The organism is Dactylosporangium sp. CA-152071, from assembly GCF_050936335.1.
GTDB classification, from domain to species: domain Bacteria; phylum Actinomycetota; class Actinomycetes; order Mycobacteriales; family Micromonosporaceae; genus Dactylosporangium; species Dactylosporangium maewongense.
The window spans coordinates 984,680-1,002,497 of the sequence record NZ_JBNJMZ010000001.1; the positions used below are offsets into that span (position 1 = coordinate 984,680).

The 17,818-nt window shown below is 74.5% G+C and carries 15 protein-coding genes; 11 read left to right on the forward strand and 4 right to left on the reverse strand.

All coding sequences use genetic code 11. The annotated features are described in order from the left end of the window. The first annotated feature begins 26 nt into the window (after positions 1 to 26). From ACQEVZ_RS03850 to ACQEVZ_RS03880, 7 genes are all read left to right on the forward strand, one after another. A complete protein-coding gene (locus ACQEVZ_RS03850) occupies positions 27 to 1,022 on the forward strand; it encodes a ribonucleotide-diphosphate reductase subunit beta (protein ID WP_344505705.1) in 996 nt (331 codons plus the stop codon). Positions 1,023 to 1,338: 316 nt separating this feature from the next. Next, on the forward strand, positions 1,339 to 3,111 hold the full coding sequence (locus ACQEVZ_RS03855) for a thiamine pyrophosphate-dependent enzyme (RefSeq protein ID WP_433361366.1): 1,773 nt from the start codon (positions 1,339 to 1,341) through the stop codon (positions 3,109 to 3,111). Next, positions 3,108 to 6,125 (forward strand): FAD-binding and (Fe-S)-binding domain-containing protein, encoded by a 3,018-nt coding sequence (locus ACQEVZ_RS03860; RefSeq protein WP_433361369.1) that lies wholly within the window; start codon positions 3,108 to 3,110, stop codon positions 6,123 to 6,125. The genes ACQEVZ_RS03855 and ACQEVZ_RS03860 overlap by 4 nt, the downstream gene beginning before the upstream one ends. Next, positions 6,122 to 7,234 carry an enolase C-terminal domain-like protein gene (locus ACQEVZ_RS03865; RefSeq protein ID WP_433361372.1) on the forward strand — a complete coding sequence of 371 codons (1,113 nt, stop codon included), beginning with the start codon at positions 6,122 to 6,124 and terminating at the stop codon, positions 7,232 to 7,234. Before ACQEVZ_RS03860 ends, ACQEVZ_RS03865 begins: the two co-directional genes overlap by 4 nt. A gap of 44 nt (positions 7,235 to 7,278) precedes the next feature. Then, the gene (locus ACQEVZ_RS03870; protein ID WP_433361375.1) at positions 7,279 to 7,860 is read left to right on the forward strand and encodes a TetR/AcrR family transcriptional regulator; all 582 of its coding nucleotides are present in this window, start codon (positions 7,279 to 7,281) and stop codon (positions 7,858 to 7,860) included. Next, on the forward strand, positions 7,857 to 8,516 hold the full coding sequence (locus tag ACQEVZ_RS03875) for a maleylpyruvate isomerase family mycothiol-dependent enzyme (RefSeq protein ID WP_433361378.1): 660 nt from the start codon (positions 7,857 to 7,859) through the stop codon (positions 8,514 to 8,516). Before ACQEVZ_RS03870 ends, ACQEVZ_RS03875 begins: the two co-directional genes overlap by 4 nt. After that, the gene (locus ACQEVZ_RS03880; RefSeq protein ID WP_433361381.1) at positions 8,517 to 11,114 is read left to right on the forward strand and encodes an AAA family ATPase; all 2,598 of its coding nucleotides are present in this window, start codon (positions 8,517 to 8,519) and stop codon (positions 11,112 to 11,114) included. Between the two features lie 7 nt (positions 11,115 to 11,121). On the opposite strand, the gene ACQEVZ_RS03885 is transcribed toward ACQEVZ_RS03880, so the two are convergent. Continuing rightward, entirely contained in the window at positions 11,122 to 11,718 is a 597-nt protein-coding gene (locus tag ACQEVZ_RS03885) for a VOC family protein (protein WP_433361384.1), read from the reverse strand. A gap of 152 nt (positions 11,719 to 11,870) precedes the next feature. On the opposite strand from ACQEVZ_RS03885, the gene ACQEVZ_RS03890 reads away from it, so the two are divergent. After that, complete coding sequence (locus tag ACQEVZ_RS03890) at positions 11,871 to 13,319, forward strand: TerD family protein (RefSeq protein WP_433361387.1); 1,449 nt, start codon at positions 11,871 to 11,873, stop codon at positions 13,317 to 13,319. Between the two features lie 4 nt (positions 13,320 to 13,323). Here the strand turns inward: ACQEVZ_RS03890 and ACQEVZ_RS03895 are convergent, their stop codons facing one another. Then, positions 13,324 to 14,094, reverse strand: coding sequence for an NADP-dependent oxidoreductase (locus ACQEVZ_RS03895; protein ID WP_433361390.1), 771 nt, complete (start codon positions 14,092 to 14,094; stop codon positions 13,324 to 13,326). 282 nt (positions 14,095 to 14,376) lie between these two features. Here ACQEVZ_RS03895 and ACQEVZ_RS03900 point away from each other — a divergent pair, with 282 nt between their 5' ends. Further along, the gene (locus tag ACQEVZ_RS03900) at positions 14,377 to 14,976 is read left to right on the forward strand and encodes a TetR/AcrR family transcriptional regulator (protein WP_433361393.1); all 600 of its coding nucleotides are present in this window, start codon (positions 14,377 to 14,379) and stop codon (positions 14,974 to 14,976) included. Between the two features lie 52 nt (positions 14,977 to 15,028). Next, complete coding sequence (locus ACQEVZ_RS03905; RefSeq protein ID WP_433361396.1) at positions 15,029 to 15,808, forward strand: SIR2 family NAD-dependent protein deacylase; 780 nt, start codon at positions 15,029 to 15,031, stop codon at positions 15,806 to 15,808. On the opposite strand, the gene ACQEVZ_RS03910 is transcribed toward ACQEVZ_RS03905, so the two are convergent. After that, positions 15,789 to 16,085, reverse strand: a complete 297-nt coding sequence (locus ACQEVZ_RS03910; protein WP_433361399.1) for a hypothetical protein — start codon at positions 16,083 to 16,085, stop codon at positions 15,789 to 15,791. The two genes, ACQEVZ_RS03905 and ACQEVZ_RS03910, sit on opposite strands and share 20 nt — an antisense overlap. A 3-nt stretch (positions 16,086 to 16,088) precedes the next feature. Continuing rightward, positions 16,089 to 16,751, reverse strand: coding sequence for a DJ-1/PfpI family protein (locus ACQEVZ_RS03915; protein ID WP_344505661.1), 663 nt, complete (start codon positions 16,749 to 16,751; stop codon positions 16,089 to 16,091). 95 nt (positions 16,752 to 16,846) lie between these two features. Here ACQEVZ_RS03915 and ACQEVZ_RS03920 point away from each other — a divergent pair, with 95 nt between their 5' ends. Beyond that, complete coding sequence (locus ACQEVZ_RS03920; protein WP_354896079.1) at positions 16,847 to 17,785, forward strand: GlxA family transcriptional regulator; 939 nt, start codon at positions 16,847 to 16,849, stop codon at positions 17,783 to 17,785. The last annotated feature ends 33 nt before the right edge of the window (positions 17,786 to 17,818 follow it).

Sequence of the window (17,818 nt, forward strand, 5' to 3'; positions counted from 1 at the left end):
TTCCCCGCGCCGCTACTACCGGACCCATGCTGCTCGACCCCGGCATGGACCTGACCCTGCGCCCGATGCGGTACCCGCACTTCTTCGCCCGGTTCAAGGACGCCATCAAGAACACCTGGACCGTCGAGGAGATCGACCTGCACACCGACCTGCCCGACCTCGCCGGGCTCACCCCGGCGGAGCGGCACCTGGTGTCCCGGCTCGTCGCGTTCTTCGCCACCGGCGACACGATCGTGGCCAACAACCTCGTGCTCAACCTGTACCAGCACGTCAACAGCCCCGAGGCCAGGCTCTACCTGTCCCGGCAGCTGTTCGAGGAGGCCGTGCACGTCCAGTTCTACCTGAACCTGCTCGACACGTACGTCACCGACGAACACGAGCGCTCCGCCGCCTTCGCCGCCGTGGAGAACATCCCGTCGATCCGCCGCAAGGCCGAGTTCTGCTTCCGCTGGATCGACTCGATCTTCGAGCTGCGCGAGCTGAGGACCCGCGACGACCGGCGGTCGTTCCTGCTCAACCTGATCTGCTTCGCCGCCTGCATCGAAGGGTTGTTCTTCTACGGCGCCTTCGCCTACGTGTATCACCTGCGCTCCCGCGGCCTGCTGCACGGCCTCGCCTCGGGCACCAACTGGGTCTTCCGCGACGAGTCGATGCACATGGCCTTCGCGTTCGACGTCGTCGACACCGTCCGGTCCGAGGAGCCGGACCTGTTCGACGACGAGATGGCCGGGCAGATCCGGGCCATGGTCGCCGAGGCCGTCGAGTGCGAGGTCCAGTTCGCCGCCGACCTGCTCGAGCAGGGCATCTCCGGGCTGTCCCTGGCCGACATGCGCGAGTACCTGCAGCACGTCGCCGACCGCAGGCTGGCGCTGCTGGGCGTCGAGCCGCTCTACGGCAGCCGCAACCCGTTCGCGTTCATGGAGCTCCAGGACGTCCAGGAGCTGTCGAACTTCTTCGAACGGCGGGTCTCGGCCTACCAGGTCGGCGTCACGGGCACCGTCTCCTTCGACGACGACTTCTGAGCACCCGCGCCGGCGTCGCGGCCGTCCACCGGGCCCGTGCCCGGTGGACGGCACCCACCCGCCGTCCGGTGGCCTGGCCGAGCGGGGCGAGCAGGAGTTTCGGCGGGCTGTGGACGGGCATGGCGATCAGGACCCGGTTGGCGCCGGCGTCGGTTGGCGCCGGCGGGCGTCGGTGACCCGCTCGACGAGGTGACGCCCGGCCGGGGTGAGTGACACCTGCACCGCGCGCCGGTTGCCGGTGGCTGGGTCACGCCATGCGACGGTCCGGCCGTGCGGTGGCGCGGACCTGCCCAACACCGGAAAGGACCAACGCCACATGGAAACCATCACCTCCGAGGTACTGATCTCCCGGCTGGCCGACTGGGGCGTCGACACGGTGTTCGGCATCCCCGGCGACGGCATCAACGGGATCATGGAAGGGCTGCGGCGCAACGCCGACCGGGTGCGCTTCGTCCTGACGCACCACGAGGAGGCGGCCGCGTTCATGGCCACCGCCCACGCGAAGGCCACCGGACGCATCGGGGTGTGCCTGGCCACCTCCGGGCCCGGCGGCATCCATCTGGCCAACGGCCTGTACGACGCGAAGCTCGACCACGCGCCGGTGCTGGCGATCACCGGGATGCAGGAGACCTCGGTGCTCGGCACCGGATACCAGCAGGAGGTCGACCTGACCCGGCTGTACGAGGACGTCAGCGTCTACAACCAGCTGATCGTCAACCCGCAGCAGCTGCCCGCGCTGGTGGACGTGGCGATCCGGCACGCGTACGCCCGGCGGGGCGTCGCTCACCTGTGCGTCCCCAACGACATCCAGGTGGCGCCGGCCGACGCCGACCCCTACCAGCACGTGTCCCCCGCCAAGCCGCCGGCCACATCGCCGGTGTACCTGCCCAGCTCGGTGCGGCCGCGCGACGAGGACGTCGCCCGCGCCGCCGAGGTGATCAACGGCTCGGCGAAGGCGGCGATCCTGGTCGGTGTCGGCGCGCGCGGCGCGGGCGCACTGGTGGAGCGGATGGCCGACACGATCGCCGCCCCGGTGATCAAGACCCTGTCCGGCAAGATGGTGATCCCCGACGACTCGCCCTACACCACCGGTGGCATCGGGCTGCTGGGCACCGCCCCCAGCGAGGAGCTGATCGACGACATCGACACCCTCGTCATGCTGGGCACCAACTTCCCGTACACCAAGCATCTGCCGCAGGCGGGCAAGGTCAAGGTCGTCCAGGTCGAGATCGAGGAGACCCGGGCCGGGATGCGCCTGCCGACCGACGTGCCGCTCATCGGCGACGTCGAAGCGACCCTGCACGCCCTCATCCCCCGGCTGACCCGCCGCACCGACCGGTCGCACCTGCAGCGGTACCAGGCGCAGATGCGCGACTGGAACGAGACGATGCACGCCCTGGAGAACGGCGAACGGGACCCGATCGCCCCGCAGTACCTGGCGTCCTGCCTGGACGAGCTGGCGAACGAGGACGCGGTGCTGTGCTGCGACTCCGGCACGATCGCCACCTGGGCGGCGCGGCACTGGCGCATCCGCGGCGGGCGGGAGTTCTACCTGTCGGGCAACCTCGCCACGATGGCGCCCGGCCTGCCCTACTCGATCGCCATCCAGCACGCCTTCCCCGACCGGCAGGTGATCGCCTACCAGGGCGACGGCGGCTTCGCGATGCTCATGGCCGAGTTCAACACCGCCTGCCGCTACGACCTGCCGATCAAGGTGGTGATCAACAACAACAACGCGCTGGGCCAGATCCTGTGGGAGCAGATGGTGCTCGGCTACCCCGAGCACGGGGTCCGCTTCGGCGACCCGAAGCCGGACTTCTCCGCCTGGGCGCACGCCTGCGGCGGCTTCGGCGCCCGCGTCGAGAAGGCCGGCGACCTGCGCGCCGCGCTGGTCGAGGCGTTCACCCACCGCGGCCCGGCGCTGGTCGACGTGACCGTCGACCCGAACGAGCCGCCGATGCCCGGCAAGGTCAGCTACGAGCAGGCGAAGAAGTTCGCCCAGGCCTTCCTGCACGGCCAGCCGCACAAGGCGTCGATCGCCACCACCCTGTTCAAGGACAAGATCCAGCAGCTGAAGGCGGACCGGTGACCACCCTGCTGCCGGCGCCCAGGGTCCGCACCGCCCGGCCCGCCGACGTCGACGCGCAGGGTCTGGCCGCCGCGCTGCGGCAGCGGATCCACGGCGGCGTGCGCTTCGACGACGGCACCCGCGCCCTCTACGCCACCGACGCCTCCAACTACCGGCAGGTCCCGATCGGTGTGGTGGTGCCGCGCACCCTCGACGACGTGGTCGCCACCGTGGCCACCTGCCGCGAGTTCGGCGCGCCGCTGCTGTCCCGCGGCGGCGGCACCAGCCTGGCCGGCGAGTGCTGCAACGTCGCCGTGGTCATGGACTTCTCCAAGCACCTCAACGCGATCGAGTCCATCGACGGGCAGCACCGGCGGGCGGTGGTGCAGCCGGGCCTCGTCCTCGACCAGCTCAACGCCGCCACCCGGCACCACGGCGGGCTGGTCTTCGGACCGAAGCCCGCCACCCACAGCCACTGCACGATCGGCGGGATGATCGGCAACAACTCGTGCGGCTCCACCGCGCAGTGGAGCGGCACGACCGCCGCCAACGTCGAGCGGCTGGAGATCCTCACCTACGACGGCGAGCGGATGTGGGTCGGCGAGACCTCCGACGAGGAGTACCGGCGGATCCTCGCCGCCGGCGGCCGCCGCGCCGAGATCTACCGCGCGGTGCGTGACCTGCGCGACCAGTACGCCGGGCAGATCCGCGCGTTCCCGGCGCTGCCGCGGCGCATCTCCGGCTACAACCTGCCGGCGCTGCTGCCCGAGCACGGCATGAACCTCGCCCAGGCGCTGGTCGGCACCGAGTCGACCTGCGTGACCGTGCTGCGCGCGCAGCTGCGGCTGCTGCCCGAGCCGCCGAAGCACGTCCTGGTGCTGATGGCCTTCCCCGACATCGCCGCCGCCGCCGACGCGGTGCCCACCATCAACCGGTACGCCCCGACGGCCCTGGAAGGGCTCGACGACAAGCTGATCCGCTACGAGGGCGAGGAGCACATGCGCCCCGAGGCGCTGAAGCTCCTGCCCGAGCCGACGAACCACACCGGCCGCGGGGCGGCGTGGCTGATGGTCGACGTCGGCGCCGACACCGTCGAGGAGGCCAAGGACCGCGTCCACCGGATGCTCGACGAACTGGGCCACGACGAGGGCAAGGTCTTCGACGACCCGGAGCACCAGGCGCAACTGTGGGCCGTCCGCGAAGGCGGCCTCGGCGCCACCGCCCGCACCCCCGGCGGGCCCGACACCTGGCCCGGCTGGGAGGACTCCGCCGTGCCGCCGGAGCGCCTCGGCGACTACCTGCGCGACTTCCAGCGGCTGCTGCACCGCCACGGCTACGACGCGGCCAGCCTCTACGGCCACTTCGGCGACGGCTGCCTGCACACGTCGATCCCGTTCGACCTGGTCACCGCGGGCGGTGTCGCCGACTTCCGCACCTTCGTGGAGCGGGCCGCCGACCTCGTCTCACACCACGGCGGGTCCTACTCCGGCGAGCACGGCGACGGGCAGGCCCGCGGCGAGCTGCTGACCAGGATGTACGGACCGGACGTCGTCCAGGCCTTCGAGGAGTTCAAGGCGATCTTCGACCCGGACAGCCGGATGAACCCCGGCAAGGTCGTGCACGCCAACCCGCTCGACGGCCAGCTGCGCCTCGGCGCCGGTTACGCCCCCGCCGAGCCGGCGACCTACTTCCGGTACACGGAGGACAGCGGCAGCTTCGCCCGCGCCGCGCTGCGCTGCGCCGGGGTCGGCGCGTGCCGCCGGCCGGAGCCGGACCAGGGCGTGATGTGCCCCAGCTACCAGGTCACCGGCGACGAGGAGCACTCCACCCGGGGGCGGGCGCGGCTGCTGTTCGAGATGGTGCGCGGCGAGACGATCACCGGCGGCTGGCGGGAGCGGTCCGTGGCCGACGCCCTCGACCTGTGCCTGGCCTGCAAGGGCTGCAAGCGCGACTGCCCCATGCACGTCGACATGGCCACCTACAAGGCCGAGTTCCTCGCCCATCACCACGCCGGACGGATCCGCCCCCGGTCCCACTACTCGCTGGGCTGGCTGCCGGCGGCGGCCCGGCTGGCGGCCCTGGCGCCCGACCTGGTCAACGCCGTCACGCACGCGCCCGTGCTCGGTGCCGCGGTCAAACGGCTCGGCGGCATCGACCCGCGCCGCGACCTGCCCCGCTTCGCCGGGGCCGGCTTCCAGCGGTGGATGCGCAACCGGACGCCGGGTGGCACCGGCGAGCGGGGCACCGTGCTGCTGTGGCCGGACACCTTCACCACGTACCTGTCGCCGGGCATCGCCGCGTCGGCGGTCGGCGCGCTGGAGGCGGTCGGCTTCCGGGTCGCGCTGCCCCGCGGGCCGGTCTGCTGCGGGCTCACCTGGATCTCCACCGGGCAGCTCGGGGTCGCCCGCCGGGTGCTGCGGCGCACCATCGACGCGCTCGCGCCGTGGCTGCGGGCGGGGGTCCCGGTCGTCGGGCTGGAGCCTTCCTGCACGGCGGTGTTCCGCGGCGACGCGCTGGAGCTGCTCGGCCACGACCAGGACGCGCTGCGGTTGCGCAAGCAGACGCGGACGCTCGCCGAGCTGCTCGTCGCCGACCACGACATCGCGCTGCCCGAGCTGCGCGGCGACCACGGCGGCCGGCCGCACGCGATCAGCCAGACGCACTGCCACCACCACGCCGTGCTCGGCCACGACGCCGACGCCGAACTGCAGCGCCGGGTCGGCCTGGACGTCGAGCAGCTGGCGTCCGGCTGCTGCGGGCTGGCCGGGGACTTCGGCATGACCCCGGACCACCGCGACGTCTCCCTCGCCGTCGGCGAGCAGGTCCTCCTGCCGGCGGTCCGGGCGGCCGCGCCCGGCACGATCATCCTCGCGGACGGCTTCTCCTGCCGCACCCAGATCGAGGAGGCGGGCACGGGCCGGCACGCGCTGCACCTCGCCGAGGTCGTCAACGCCGCGCTGCGCGGCGTGCCGGCCGGCGAACGGCCCGAACGTGCGCTGTCGGTGCGTCCGGAGGCGAGAGCGGTGCGGTCGTGACCGCCGCCGAGGCGCCCGTCGAGCGGGTCGCCGCGGCGGTGTACCGGATCCCCACCGACGCCCCGGAGGCCGACGGCACCATCGCCTGGGACAGCACCACCATGGTCACCGTCACCGTGACCGCAGGCGGGCAGACCGGGCTCGGCGCCAGCTACACCGCGCCGGCCGCCCAGCACCTCGTCGAGCAGACCCTCGCCCCGGTGGTCACCGGGCGCTGCGCCCTCGACGTGACCGCCGCCTACCAGGCGATGCACCGTGCCGTGCGCAACATCGGCCGGCCCGGGGTCGCCGCCACCGCCATCTCCGCCGTCGACATCGCCCTGTGGGACCTCAAGGCCCGGCTGCTGGACCTGCCCCTGGCCCGCCTGCTCGGCGTGGTGCGGACCGCGGTGCCGGTCTACGGCAGCGGCGGGTTCACCACGTACGACGACCGGCAGCTCACGGCCCAGTTCGGCGGCTGGGTCCACGAGCAGGGCATCCCGCGGGTCAAGATGAAGATCGGCGAGTCGTGGGGCGGCCACGTCGAGCGGGACCTCGCCCGGATCCGGCTCGCCCGCCAGGTCATCGGACCGCACGCGGCGCTCTACGTCGACGCCAACGGCGCCTACCAGCGCAAGCAGGCGATCCGCGTCGCCCAGGCAGCCGCCGGGCACGACATCACCTGGTTCGAGGAGCCGGTCTCCTCCGACGACCTCGACGGGCTCCGGCAGGTCCGCGACGCGGTGCTCCCCGACGTGGCGGCCGGCGAGTACGGCTACGACCTGCCCTACTTCGCCCGCATGATCGGCGCCGGGGCGGTCGACTGCGTCCAGGCCGACCTCACCCGCTGCGGCGGGATCACCGAGTGGCGCAACGTCGCCGCCGTCGCCGCCGCCCACGGCCTGCAGGTCTCCGGGCACTGCGCGCCGCACCTGCACCGCGACGTCGCCGCCGCCACCCCCAACCTGCGCCACCTGGAATGGTTCCACGACCACGTGCGCATCGAGTCGATGCTCCTCGACGGCGCCGCCGCACCGGACCCCGGCGGCACCCTGGCGCCGAACCTGTCCGCCCCCGGGCACGGCCTGACCCTCGACCAGGACCGCGCGCAGCAGTACCGGATCGGCTGACACTACGATTGCAGTTCCAGGAACTACCATCGTAGTATCAGTGCATGGCGAACCGCCGGGACGACCTGCTCGACGCCGCGATCACGGTCCTGGGTGAGCGCGGCATCCACGCGCTGACCCACCGCACCGTCGACGCCACCGCGGGGCTGCCGCCCGGCTCGACCTCCAACCACTTCCGCACCCGCGGCGCGCTGCTGGACGCGGTCGTCGAGCGCTTCGTCACCCGCGAGCGCGCCAACTGGGAGGACCTCGCGACCCGGCTGGCGCCCACCACGCCGCACGAGCTCGCCCGGGCCCTCAGCGCGTTCGCGCAGCAGGCGACCGGCCCGCAGCGCACCCTCACCCTCGCCCGCTACGCGATCCTCGTCGAGGCCGCCAACCAGCCGGAGCTGCGCGCCACCCTCGCCGCCGGCGGCGCCCGCGTCAACGCCTGGTTCATGAACTGGCTGCGGACCGCCGGCTCCACCGACCCGCCGCACGACGCACCGCTGATCATGAACCACTGGACGGGGCTCGTCCTGCACCAGCTCGCCATGCCGGACCCGGCGTTCGATCCGGTCGAGCAGCTCACCGCCCTCGTCACCACCGTCATCCGTCCCCGCGCAGCGGAGGTACCGGCGCCATGAACCGCGACCAGATCTGGCCAGTCATCCACGCCCAGCGCGGCGCCGTCGCGGCGCTGCTGGAGACCCTGTCCGACGAGGAGTGGCACCGGCCGTCGCTGTGCGAGGGCTGGACCGTGCGTGACGTCGCCGCGCACCTGACCCTGCAGGAGGTCGGGTTCGGCGGCGCGCTCGGCATGCTGCTGCGCTGGCGCGGCAGCCTGGACCGGACGATCCAGCACGCCGCGTGCCGGCGCGCCGCCGCGCTCAGCACCGGGCAGATCGTCGCCGGGGTCCGCGGTACACCCGACGCCCGCAGACACAACTTCGGCGTCACCCACCTGGAGACGCTCACCGACATCCTCGTGCACGGCCAGGACATCGCCGTCCCGCTCGGCCGCGACCTGCACACCCCGGCGGAGGCCGCGGCCGTCGCGACCACCCGCACGCTGACCATGAGGCTGCCCCCGCCGCTGCCGTCGGCGAAGCGGCTCGCCGGCTTCCGGCTCGCCGCCACCGACACCGCCTGGGCGCACGGCGAAGGCCCCGAGGTCCGCGCCCCGATGGCGGCGCTGCTCCTGCTCGCCTGCGGCCGCCTGACCGCCCTGCCGCAGCTCAGCGGCGCCGGCGCGGCGGAGCTCACAGGCCGCCTGAGCGCCGGCGCACGGCACAATGGGTAGGTGCGAACGAAGATCACCCGGCCCGAGCTGCGAGGCCGGCGCCACGAGCGGGAGGCACTCGACCGGCTGATCCGTGACGTGCGCGCCGGCCACAGCCGGGTCCTCGTCCTGCGCGGCGAGGCCGGCGCCGGGAAGACCACGCTGCTCGACCAGGTCGCCGGCGACGCCACCGCGGTGACGGTCGCCAGGGCCGCCGGGGTCGAACCGGAGACCGAGATCGCCTACTCGGCGCTCCAGCAGCTCCTCGCCCCGCTGCTCGGCCACCTCGACGCGCTGCCCGAGCCGCAGCGGCGCGCGCTCGGCACCGCGTTCGGGCTCACCGCCGGCGACCCGCCGGAGGCGCTGCTCGTCGGGCTCGCCGTCCTCGGCCTGCTCGCCGAGGCCGCCGCGGAGCGGCCCCTGGTGTGCGTGGTCGACGACGCGCAGTGGCTCGACCGGATGTCCGAGGTCATCCTCACGTTCGTGGCCCGGCGGCTCGACGCGGAGTCGGTGGCGCTGGTCTTCGCCGCCCGCACGCCCGGCGGCGACCGGATCCTGGCGGATCTGCCCGAGCTGCGCGTCGACGGGCTGCCGGAGGCCGACGCGCGGGCGTTGCTGGATTCGGTACTGCCGGGCCCAGTCGACGACCGCGTGCGGGACCGCATCGTCGCCGAGACCCGCGGCAACCCCCTGGCGCTGCTGGAGCTGCCCCGGGAGCGGACCGCGGCGGAGCTCGCCTTCGGCTTCGGCGGACCGGGCGGCGCGCCCGTCGCCGGGCAGGTCGAGGAGGACTTCCAGCGGCGCGTCGCCGCCCTGCCCGCCGACACCCGCACCCTGCTGGCCGCCGCGGCCGTCGAGCCGGTCGGCGACCCGGCCCTGCTGTGGCGCGCCGCCGGACGGCTCGGCGTCGGCATGGACGCGGCCGCCGCCGCGGAACAGGCCGGCCTGGTCGAGTTCGGTGCGCTGGTACGGTTCCGCCATCCGCTCGTCCGATCCGCCGCCTGGCGCGCCGCCGGCCCGGCGACGCTCCGCGACGTGCACGCCGCCCTCGCCGCCGGCACCGACCCCGGCCTCGACCCCGACCGGCACGCCTGGCACCGCGCGCACGCCGCGACCGGCCCCGACGAGGACGTCGCCCTGGAGCTGGAGCGGTCCGCGGACCGGGCCCTCGCCCGCGGCGGGCGGGCCGCGGCGGCCGCGTTCCTGGAGCGCGCCGCCGAGCTGACCACCGACCCGAAACACCGCTCGGCGCTGCTGCTCGCCGCCGCGCGGGCCCGGCTCGCCGCCGGCGCCGCCGACCGCGTCCCGGACCTCCTCGCCGCGGCGGGGCTCGGCCCGCTCGACCCGCTCCAGCAGGCGCTCGCGGAGCGGCTGCGGGCCCAGGCGACCCTCGCGCTCGACCCCGGCCCGGCCGCCGGCCCGGCGCTGCTCGCCGCCGCCCGGCGCCTCGAGGCACTCGACCCGGCGGCCGCCCGGGAGACCTACCTGTCCGCGCTCGGCGTGGCCGACCCCGCCGGCGACGAGCTACGGCGGACGGCCGAGGCGGCGCTGGCCGTGCCGGCGGCGGACGACGCGCCGGGAGCGCTGCTCACCGGACTCGCGACGTGGGCCCTGGACGGACCCGCCGCCGCCGTGCCGACGCTGCGGCGGGCCCTCGACGCGATCGACCCGGCCCGCGACCTCGACCTGCTGTGGCTGGCGGTGCCGGCCGCGCTGGAGGTGTCCGACGTCGCGACCGCGCACCGGCTCAGCGGCGCGGCGGCCGGCGCCGCGCGTGCGGCCGGGGCGCTGTCCGTGCTGCCCGTCGCGCTGACGCTGCACGCCGGGACGCTGCTGCTCATGGGCCGGTCCGGCGAGGCGGCGGACCTGCTCGCCGAGTGCGGGGGGCTCGCGGCGGCCACCGGCGCCGCCCGGCACGCCGACGTCGGCTGCGGGCACGCGTCGCTCGCCGCCCTCACCACGCTCACCGCCACCCCCGCCGCGCTCGGCACGCTCCAGGGCGCGGCGGCGCACCCGGCGCTGGGCATGCGGGCGCTGGTGCTGTCCGAGGTCGTCGAGGCCGCGGTACACGCGAACGAGCCGGCCGTCGCCGCGGACGCCCGGGACCTGCTGGCCACGCACGCCGCCGCGACCGGCACGGACTGGAGCCTCGGCGCCCTCGCGCTCGCCGACGCGCTGACCGAACCCGCCGACGGCCGCTTCCGCGAGGCCGCCGCCCGGTTCGAGGCCGCCGGGCTGGGCCTGCTCACGGCCCGCGCCCGCCTGCTGCACGGCGAATGGCTGCGGCGCGAGGGCCGCCGCGCCGACGCCCGGACCGCGCTGCACGCCGCGCACGACGCGTTCGCCGGCATGGGCCTGCACGCGTTCGCCGAGCGGGCGGCCCGGGAGCTCGCCGCGACGGGTGAGACCGTCCGCAAGCGGTCGGAGGGCCCGTCCGACGAGCTCACCGCGCAGGAGGCGCAGATCGCCCGCCTCGCGGTCGCGGGCCGGACCAACCCGGAGATCGGCGCCGCGCTGTTCCTCAGCCCCCGCACCGTCGAGTGGCACCTGCGGAAGGTGTTCGGCAAGCTCGGCATCACGTCCCGGCGCGAGCTCGCCGCGGCGCTGGTCCGGCCCTGACGGCCGCTCAGCTCCTGAGGCCGGCGGCCTCCGCCATGTACGTGGCGTACCAGGCGGGCCAGTTCTCGTCGGCGCGGCCCAGCTCCTGCTCGTGCCGGCCGTGCGCCGCGGCCGCCTCGCGCAGCGCGTGCTCCAGCTCCGCCACCGAGCCGAAGTTCGCGTGGTCGACGCGGCCCGGCAGGCGGCGGGTGATCTCCTGCAGCACGAACTCGTTGCCGTCCGGGTCGGTGAACGACGCGAACGACGCGTACGACTGCCGCCGCGGATCAGGTCCGGGCACCCGCGCCTCCGTGCCGCCGTGATGGAAGACGCCGCCGGCGTCGTGGAACACCTCGCTCACGTCCACCCCGCGGGTCGCCAGCTCCTTCTGCGCCGCGACGACGTCGTCGACGACCAGGTGCACCCCGCGCACCGAGCCGGGCTCCGCGTCGGTGACCCGGTCACCGAAGATGATCGACGTGGCCGACCCGGGCGGGGTGACCTGCACGACCCGGAACTCGTCGGCACCGGTGAAGTCGGCGTCCTCCCGGCAGCCGATCCCGAGGTAGAACCTTTTGGCCCGGTCGACGTCCGAGACCGGCAGCACGACGATTTCGAGCTTCATGTCCACCATGCCAGAGCACTGCCCACTCCGGCGCGCATCTACCTCCCCGGCCCGACCCCAGTGCCACCCTTCCGCCTCCTCCGCCCCGCCGCCTTCTCCACCCCCTCGCGGCCCGTCGTATTGTGAGGGTCTGACGGGGAGAGGACGGGTCTATGTCGATGCTCAAGGGCGCCAACATGCCGGTGCAGGCGCCGGTGGTCCGGGCCGTGCTGGGGTGGCAGAGCGGGCCGGGCGTGCCCGACGCGGACGGCTCCGCGCTGCTGCTGACCGGCGGTGGCAAGGTCCGCGACGACAACGACTTCGTGTTCTACAACCAGCCGTCGCACCCGGCCGGCGCGGTCCGGCACGAGGGGAAGGCGACCGCGGGGACCCAGGTCACCGACACGGTGCTCGTCGATCTGGGCCGGGTGGAGCCGTCGATCGAGCGGATCGTGCTGGCCGCCTCCGCCGACGGTGGCACGTTCGGGAAGGTGCCGGGCCTGCACATCCGGCTCCTGGACGCGACGAGCGGTGCGGAGGTCGCTCGCTTCGACAGCCCCGGCGCCACGACCGAGACGGCGTTCATCTTCGGCGAGTTGTACCGGCGGGCCGGGCAGTGGAAGTTCCGGGCGGTCGGGCAGGGGTACGCCTCCGGGCTGGCGGGACTGGCCCGCGACTTCGGCATCTCGGTCGACGACGCGCCCACGCCGACGCCGACACCAGCGCCCGCCGCGCCGGCGCCCGCCACGCAGGGGTGGCCCTCGGTGACCGTGACCGGGCCCGACGGGCAGCCGCAGCAGATCGGGCTGCCCGCGACGGTGCCCCCGCCCGTCGCCCCGCCCCCGCCCCCGCCCGCTCCCCCGGCGCCGCCCGTCGCGCCGCCGGCACCCGTCGCGCCGCCGACTGAATACCCGCCGCCCATCTCGAACCTGCCCATGGCGCCGCCACCCCCGGTCGGGCCGCCGGCTCCTGCCGCGCCGGTGCGACTGTCCAAGGTCACGCTCACCAAGCAGGCGCCGACGGTGTCGCTCGCCAAGCAGGGCGGCCGGTCCGGGTCGCTGCGGGTCAACCTCAACTGGAGCATGCGTTCCCTCGGCAAGCGCGGCCTCTTCGGCAAGCAGAGGACCGCGCACCTGCCCGACCTGGACCTCGACCTGTGCTGCCTGTGGGAGCTCATGGACGGCCGGAAGGGCATCGTCCACCCGCTCGACAACCAGTTCGGTCAGCTGAACGACGCGCCGTACATCATGCTCGACGGCGACGACCGTACCGGCGCCAACGAGGCGGGCGAGAACCTCACCATCAACCTCGACCACACCGACAAGTTCCGCCGGATCCTCGTCTACGCCAGCATCTACGACGGTGCCGACTCGTTCGCCGGCCTCGACGCGGTCGCCACCCTGTATCCGCAGCACGGGGCCCCGATCGAGATGCGCCTCGACGAGTGCACCGTCATGGCGCGGGCCGGCGTGCTGTTCCTCATCGAGAACGTCAACGGCGAGCTGGTCGTGCGGCGCGAGTCGAGGTACATCATCCCGGCGCCCGGCCAGTTCCGGAACCAGGCCGTCGACCTCGCCTACAACTGGGGCCTGTCGTGGGTGGCGGCCGGGCCGAAGACCTGACGGGTCACACGACGACGACCAGCTTGCCGATGGTGTGCCGGCGGGCGAAGTCGACGCAGGCCTGCGCGCCCTCGGCGAGGGTGTAGCGGCGCCCGATCGTCGCCCGGAGGCCGGCGTCCGCGACCTCGCGCATGCCGCCGTGGACGCCTTCCATGTCGAGGACGAACCTGAGCTCGACGTCGTCGCGGCCGGTCCAGTCCTGCCGCGGCACCGGAAACGTGATGGTGAGCAGCCGCCCGCCGGGCCGGACCGCGGCCGCGACGCTCGTCAGCGCGTCGCCCGGCAGGGTGAGGTTGAACGCGGCGTCGACGCCTGACGGGTAGCCGGGCTCGGCGTATCCGATCGTCTCCGCGGCGCCGAGGTCGCGCAGCAGGCCGGCGTCCTCGTCGGTCGCGGTGGCCACGACCTCGGCGCCCGCCGCGGCGAGCAGCGGGACGAGGGTCGTGCCGACGCCGCCGGTCGCGCCGACGACCAGGACCCGCTCGCCGGGGCGGACGCCGGCGGTGGCCATCAGCGCCCGCGCGGTCAGGCCGGTGGTGGCGAGCGCCGCGGCGTGCTCGGCCGTCAGGCCGGCGGGGCGGTGCGCGACGAACGGCGTGTCCGCCTCGACGACCGTGTATTCGGCGAGGGAGCCGGTGCTCATCGACGGGCGCGGGCCGAGCATCGGGCGCAGCGCCCGGGGTGCGGCGTAGCCGAAGATCTCGTCGCCCTCGGCGTAGCCGGTCACGCCCGGTCCGGTTTCGGCGACCGTGCCGGCGAAGTCGTTGCCCGGCACGTGCGGGAACGTCAGGGGGCGTCGTGTCGCGGAACTGCCCGCTGGGGATGACGACGTCGCCCGGGTTGATCGAGGCGGCGGCGACGCGGACCAGCAGCCGGCCCGGTCCGGGCCGCGGGACCGGCAGCTCGCCGACCGTGTACCCCTCGGGTGGTCCGTAGTCACCGGCGATCACTGCGCGCATGAGGTCCTCCGGAAATCCATAACCGGACCGCCTGGTCCGCTTCTAGTGGAAACACTAGTCATAAACGGACCGCACGGTCAACTTGTACGATGGCCACCATGACCTCGAGCCGCCCGCAGCGCGCCGACGCCGCGCGCAACCGGTCGGCGCTGCTGGCGGCCGCCGCCGACGAGTTCGCGGAGCGGGGCATGGACGCGTCGGTGGCCGACATCGCCCGCCGCGCCGGCGTCGGCAAGGGCACGGTGTTCCGCCATTTCCCGACGAAGGACGACCTGATCGCCGCGATCGTGCTCGACCGGGTGGACGAGCTGACCGCGGCCGGCGATCGCCTGCTCGGCGAGGCCGATCCGGGCGTGGCGCTGCTGGCGTTCATGACCGCCGCCGCCCACCAGCGCCAGCAGCGCGACCTGTCGTTCCTGCACGGCGCCGGCGACGTCGACCCCGCGGTGACCGGCGCCCGCGAGCGGATGTACCGCGTGATCCACGACCTCGTCGACCGGGCCCGCGACGCCGGGGCGGTGCGCCCCGACGTGACCGGCGCCGACGTCATCCTGCTGATGTGCGCCCCGAACTACGTCGCCGGCTACGTGCCGGACGCGTCGCCGGACCTGTGGCGCCGATACCTGGGCATCCTGTTCGACGGTCTCCGCCCGCAAGGCGCCCACCCGCTCCCGGCGCCACCACCCACGCTCGCCTGACCCGCCAGGCCTCGCGCCCGGCTCGACGGGCGTCCATGGCAGGATGTGGCGCATGCAGCGTGTCCTGCCCGACGGCGTCGCGGACCGCATCGCGACCGCCGGCCGGGTCGTCGTGTTCACCGGCGCCGGGATCTCCGCGGAGAGCGGCGTGCCGACGTTCCGCGACGCCCTGACCGGCCTGTGGTCCCGGTTCGACGCGTATGAGCTGGCCACCCCCGAGGCGTTCGAGGCCGACCCCGCGCTCGTCTGGGGCTGGTACGAATGGCGCCGCGCCGCCGTCCGCAAGGCCGAGCCCAACGCCGGGCACGTGGCCGCCGCCGCCCTCCAGGCGCTGGTGCCCGGCACCGTCGTCGTCACGCAGAACGTCGACGACCTGCACGAGCGGGCCGGCTCCAAGGACCCGGTCCACCTGCACGGCAGCCTCTTCGCGCCCCGCTGCGTCGCCGGTCACCCGTTCGACGCGCCGTCCGGCGACGACGACGTCCCCGACGACCTCGGCCCCGTCCCGCCGCCGCGGTGCACGGCGTGCGGCGCGCTGGTGCGGCCCGGCGTCGTGTGGTTCGGCGAGGCGCTGCCCAGGGCGGCCTTCACGGCGGCCGTCGAGGCGGCGTCCTCCTGCGACGTGCTGTTGAGCATCGGCACGTCCGGCGTGGTGTACCCGGCGGCCGAGCTGCCCGTGGTCGCCACCCGCTCCGGGGCGACCGTCATCCAGGTCAACCCGGACGAGACGCCGCTGGACGACATCTGCGACGTCAACCTGCGCGGCACCGCCGCCCGGCTGCTGCCCGCCCTCTACGCCGAGGTCAAGGAGGTCACCGCCGGCGGCCGGTGACCTTCGACCCCGGGAGGCGGCCGGCCTTGGCGGTGCCCGCCAGGGTGTCGCCGTCGATGGTCACGTCGAAGACCAGGTTGAGCCGCAGGGGCCGGGTGACGGCCTGTTTCCAGGTGAGCCGGTCGCCGTCGAGGGTGACGTCGGTGAGGAGGACCTCCTCTCCTTCACCGGCGGCGACACCGGTCAGGGCGGCACCGTCGCGGCGGATCACCGCCGTGGCGTTGATCCTGCCGATGGGCGTGGCGATGGTCAGGTCCCAGGTGCCTTCGGCCGTCATGGTTCACCACGCCCCGGCGGGCTGCGGGCCGGCGTCGCGCCAGACGGTGCCGCGCCGTTCGTAGGCGAACAGTTCCTCGACGGCGTGCGCGATCCGCGGACCGAGCTCGCGCTCCAGGAGGTACAGGGCGAGGTCGAGCCCGGAGGTGACGCCGGCGCCGCTGACGAAGTCACCGTCGTCGACGACCCGCGCGTGGACGGCGCGCACGCCGGTGGCGTCGAGCAGGTCCAGGCCGAGGTGATGGGTGGTGGCATGGCGGCCCTCCAGCAGGCCCGCCATGGCGAGGACCAGGGATCCGCCGCACACCGAGGCGACCGTCACGGCCGGCTCGTCCATCGCCGCCTTGAGCAGCCCCGGCAGGTCGGTGGTCAGGGTCCGGCCCAGCAGGACCGGGATCGAGTCGTCGGTCGGCTCGTCCTCGGGGTCGCCGACGCGGCCGGCGGCGCCGGGCACGACGACCAGCCCCGGACGCGACGGGTCGAGGGCCGCGGTCGCCCGCAGCGCCAGGCCGCCGGTGCCGCTCACCACCTCCCTGGGGCCTTCGGCGGAGACGAGCGCCACGGTCAGGGCCCCGCCGGCGGCGACGGCGCCCGCGTGCAGCACCTCGTACGGTGCGATGACGTCCAACGGGTCGAAGCCGTCGAACAGGACTATCTGCGCATGCATGCGACTCACGCTAAGGACCAGGTGGCGGCGGCCCCAGTGGCATTCGTGACCACTTCCGACGGGATTTCGCCAACCCGTGCGGTACCGTGCCGGCCATGCACATCGTCGCCGTGCTCGCCTTCGACGGGGTGATCCCGTTCGACCTGGCCACCCCGATCGAGGTGTTCACCCGCACGTGCCTGCCCGGCGGGAGCCCCGGCTACGAGGTCCGGGTCTGCGCCGAGCGCCCGCACGTCGACGCGGGCGCGTTCACCCTGACCGCGCCGTGGGGCCTCGACACCCTGGCCGAGGCGCACACGGTCGTCGTGCCCGGCACCGCCGACCCGGCCGCCGCGCTGACCCCGCCGGTCCGGGCCGCCTTGCGTACCGCGGCGGCGAACGGCACCCGGATCGCCTCGATCTGCGCGGGCAGCTTCGTGCTCGCCGCCGCCGGCCTGCTCGACGGGCTGCGGGCCACCACCCACTGGATCGCCGCCGGCAGCCTCGCGGCCGCGCACCCGTCGGTGGACGTCGACCCCGGCGTGCTGTATGTCGACAATGGACAGATCCTCACCTCCGCCGGCGCGGCGGCGGGCCTGGACCTGTGCCTGCACATGATCCGCCGCGACTACGGGTCCGCGGTCGCCGCCGCCGCCGCGCGGCTGTCGGTGGTGCCGCTCGAACGCGAGGGCGGCCAGGCGCAGTTCATCGCCCACGACCACCCGCCGACCCCGCAGGGCGCCGAGCTCGAGCCGCTCCTCACCTGGCTCCAGCAGCACCTGCGGCGCGACCTGACCCTCGCCGACATCGCCGCGCAGGCCGGGATGAGCACCCGCACCCTGATCCGCCGCTTCCGCGACCAGACCGGCCTGACCCCGCTGCAGTGGCTGCACCGCGCCCGCGTCCGCCGGGCCCAGCACCTCCTGGAGACCACCCGCCACTCCGTCGAACGCATCGGCGCCGAGGTCGGCTTCGGCTCACCGACCGCGTTCCGCGAGCGCTTCAAACGCACCACCGGCGTCAGCCCGCAGACCTACCGCCACTCGTTCAGCTGACCCGCGCACACCCCCGCCGCGTCCCGGCAGCCG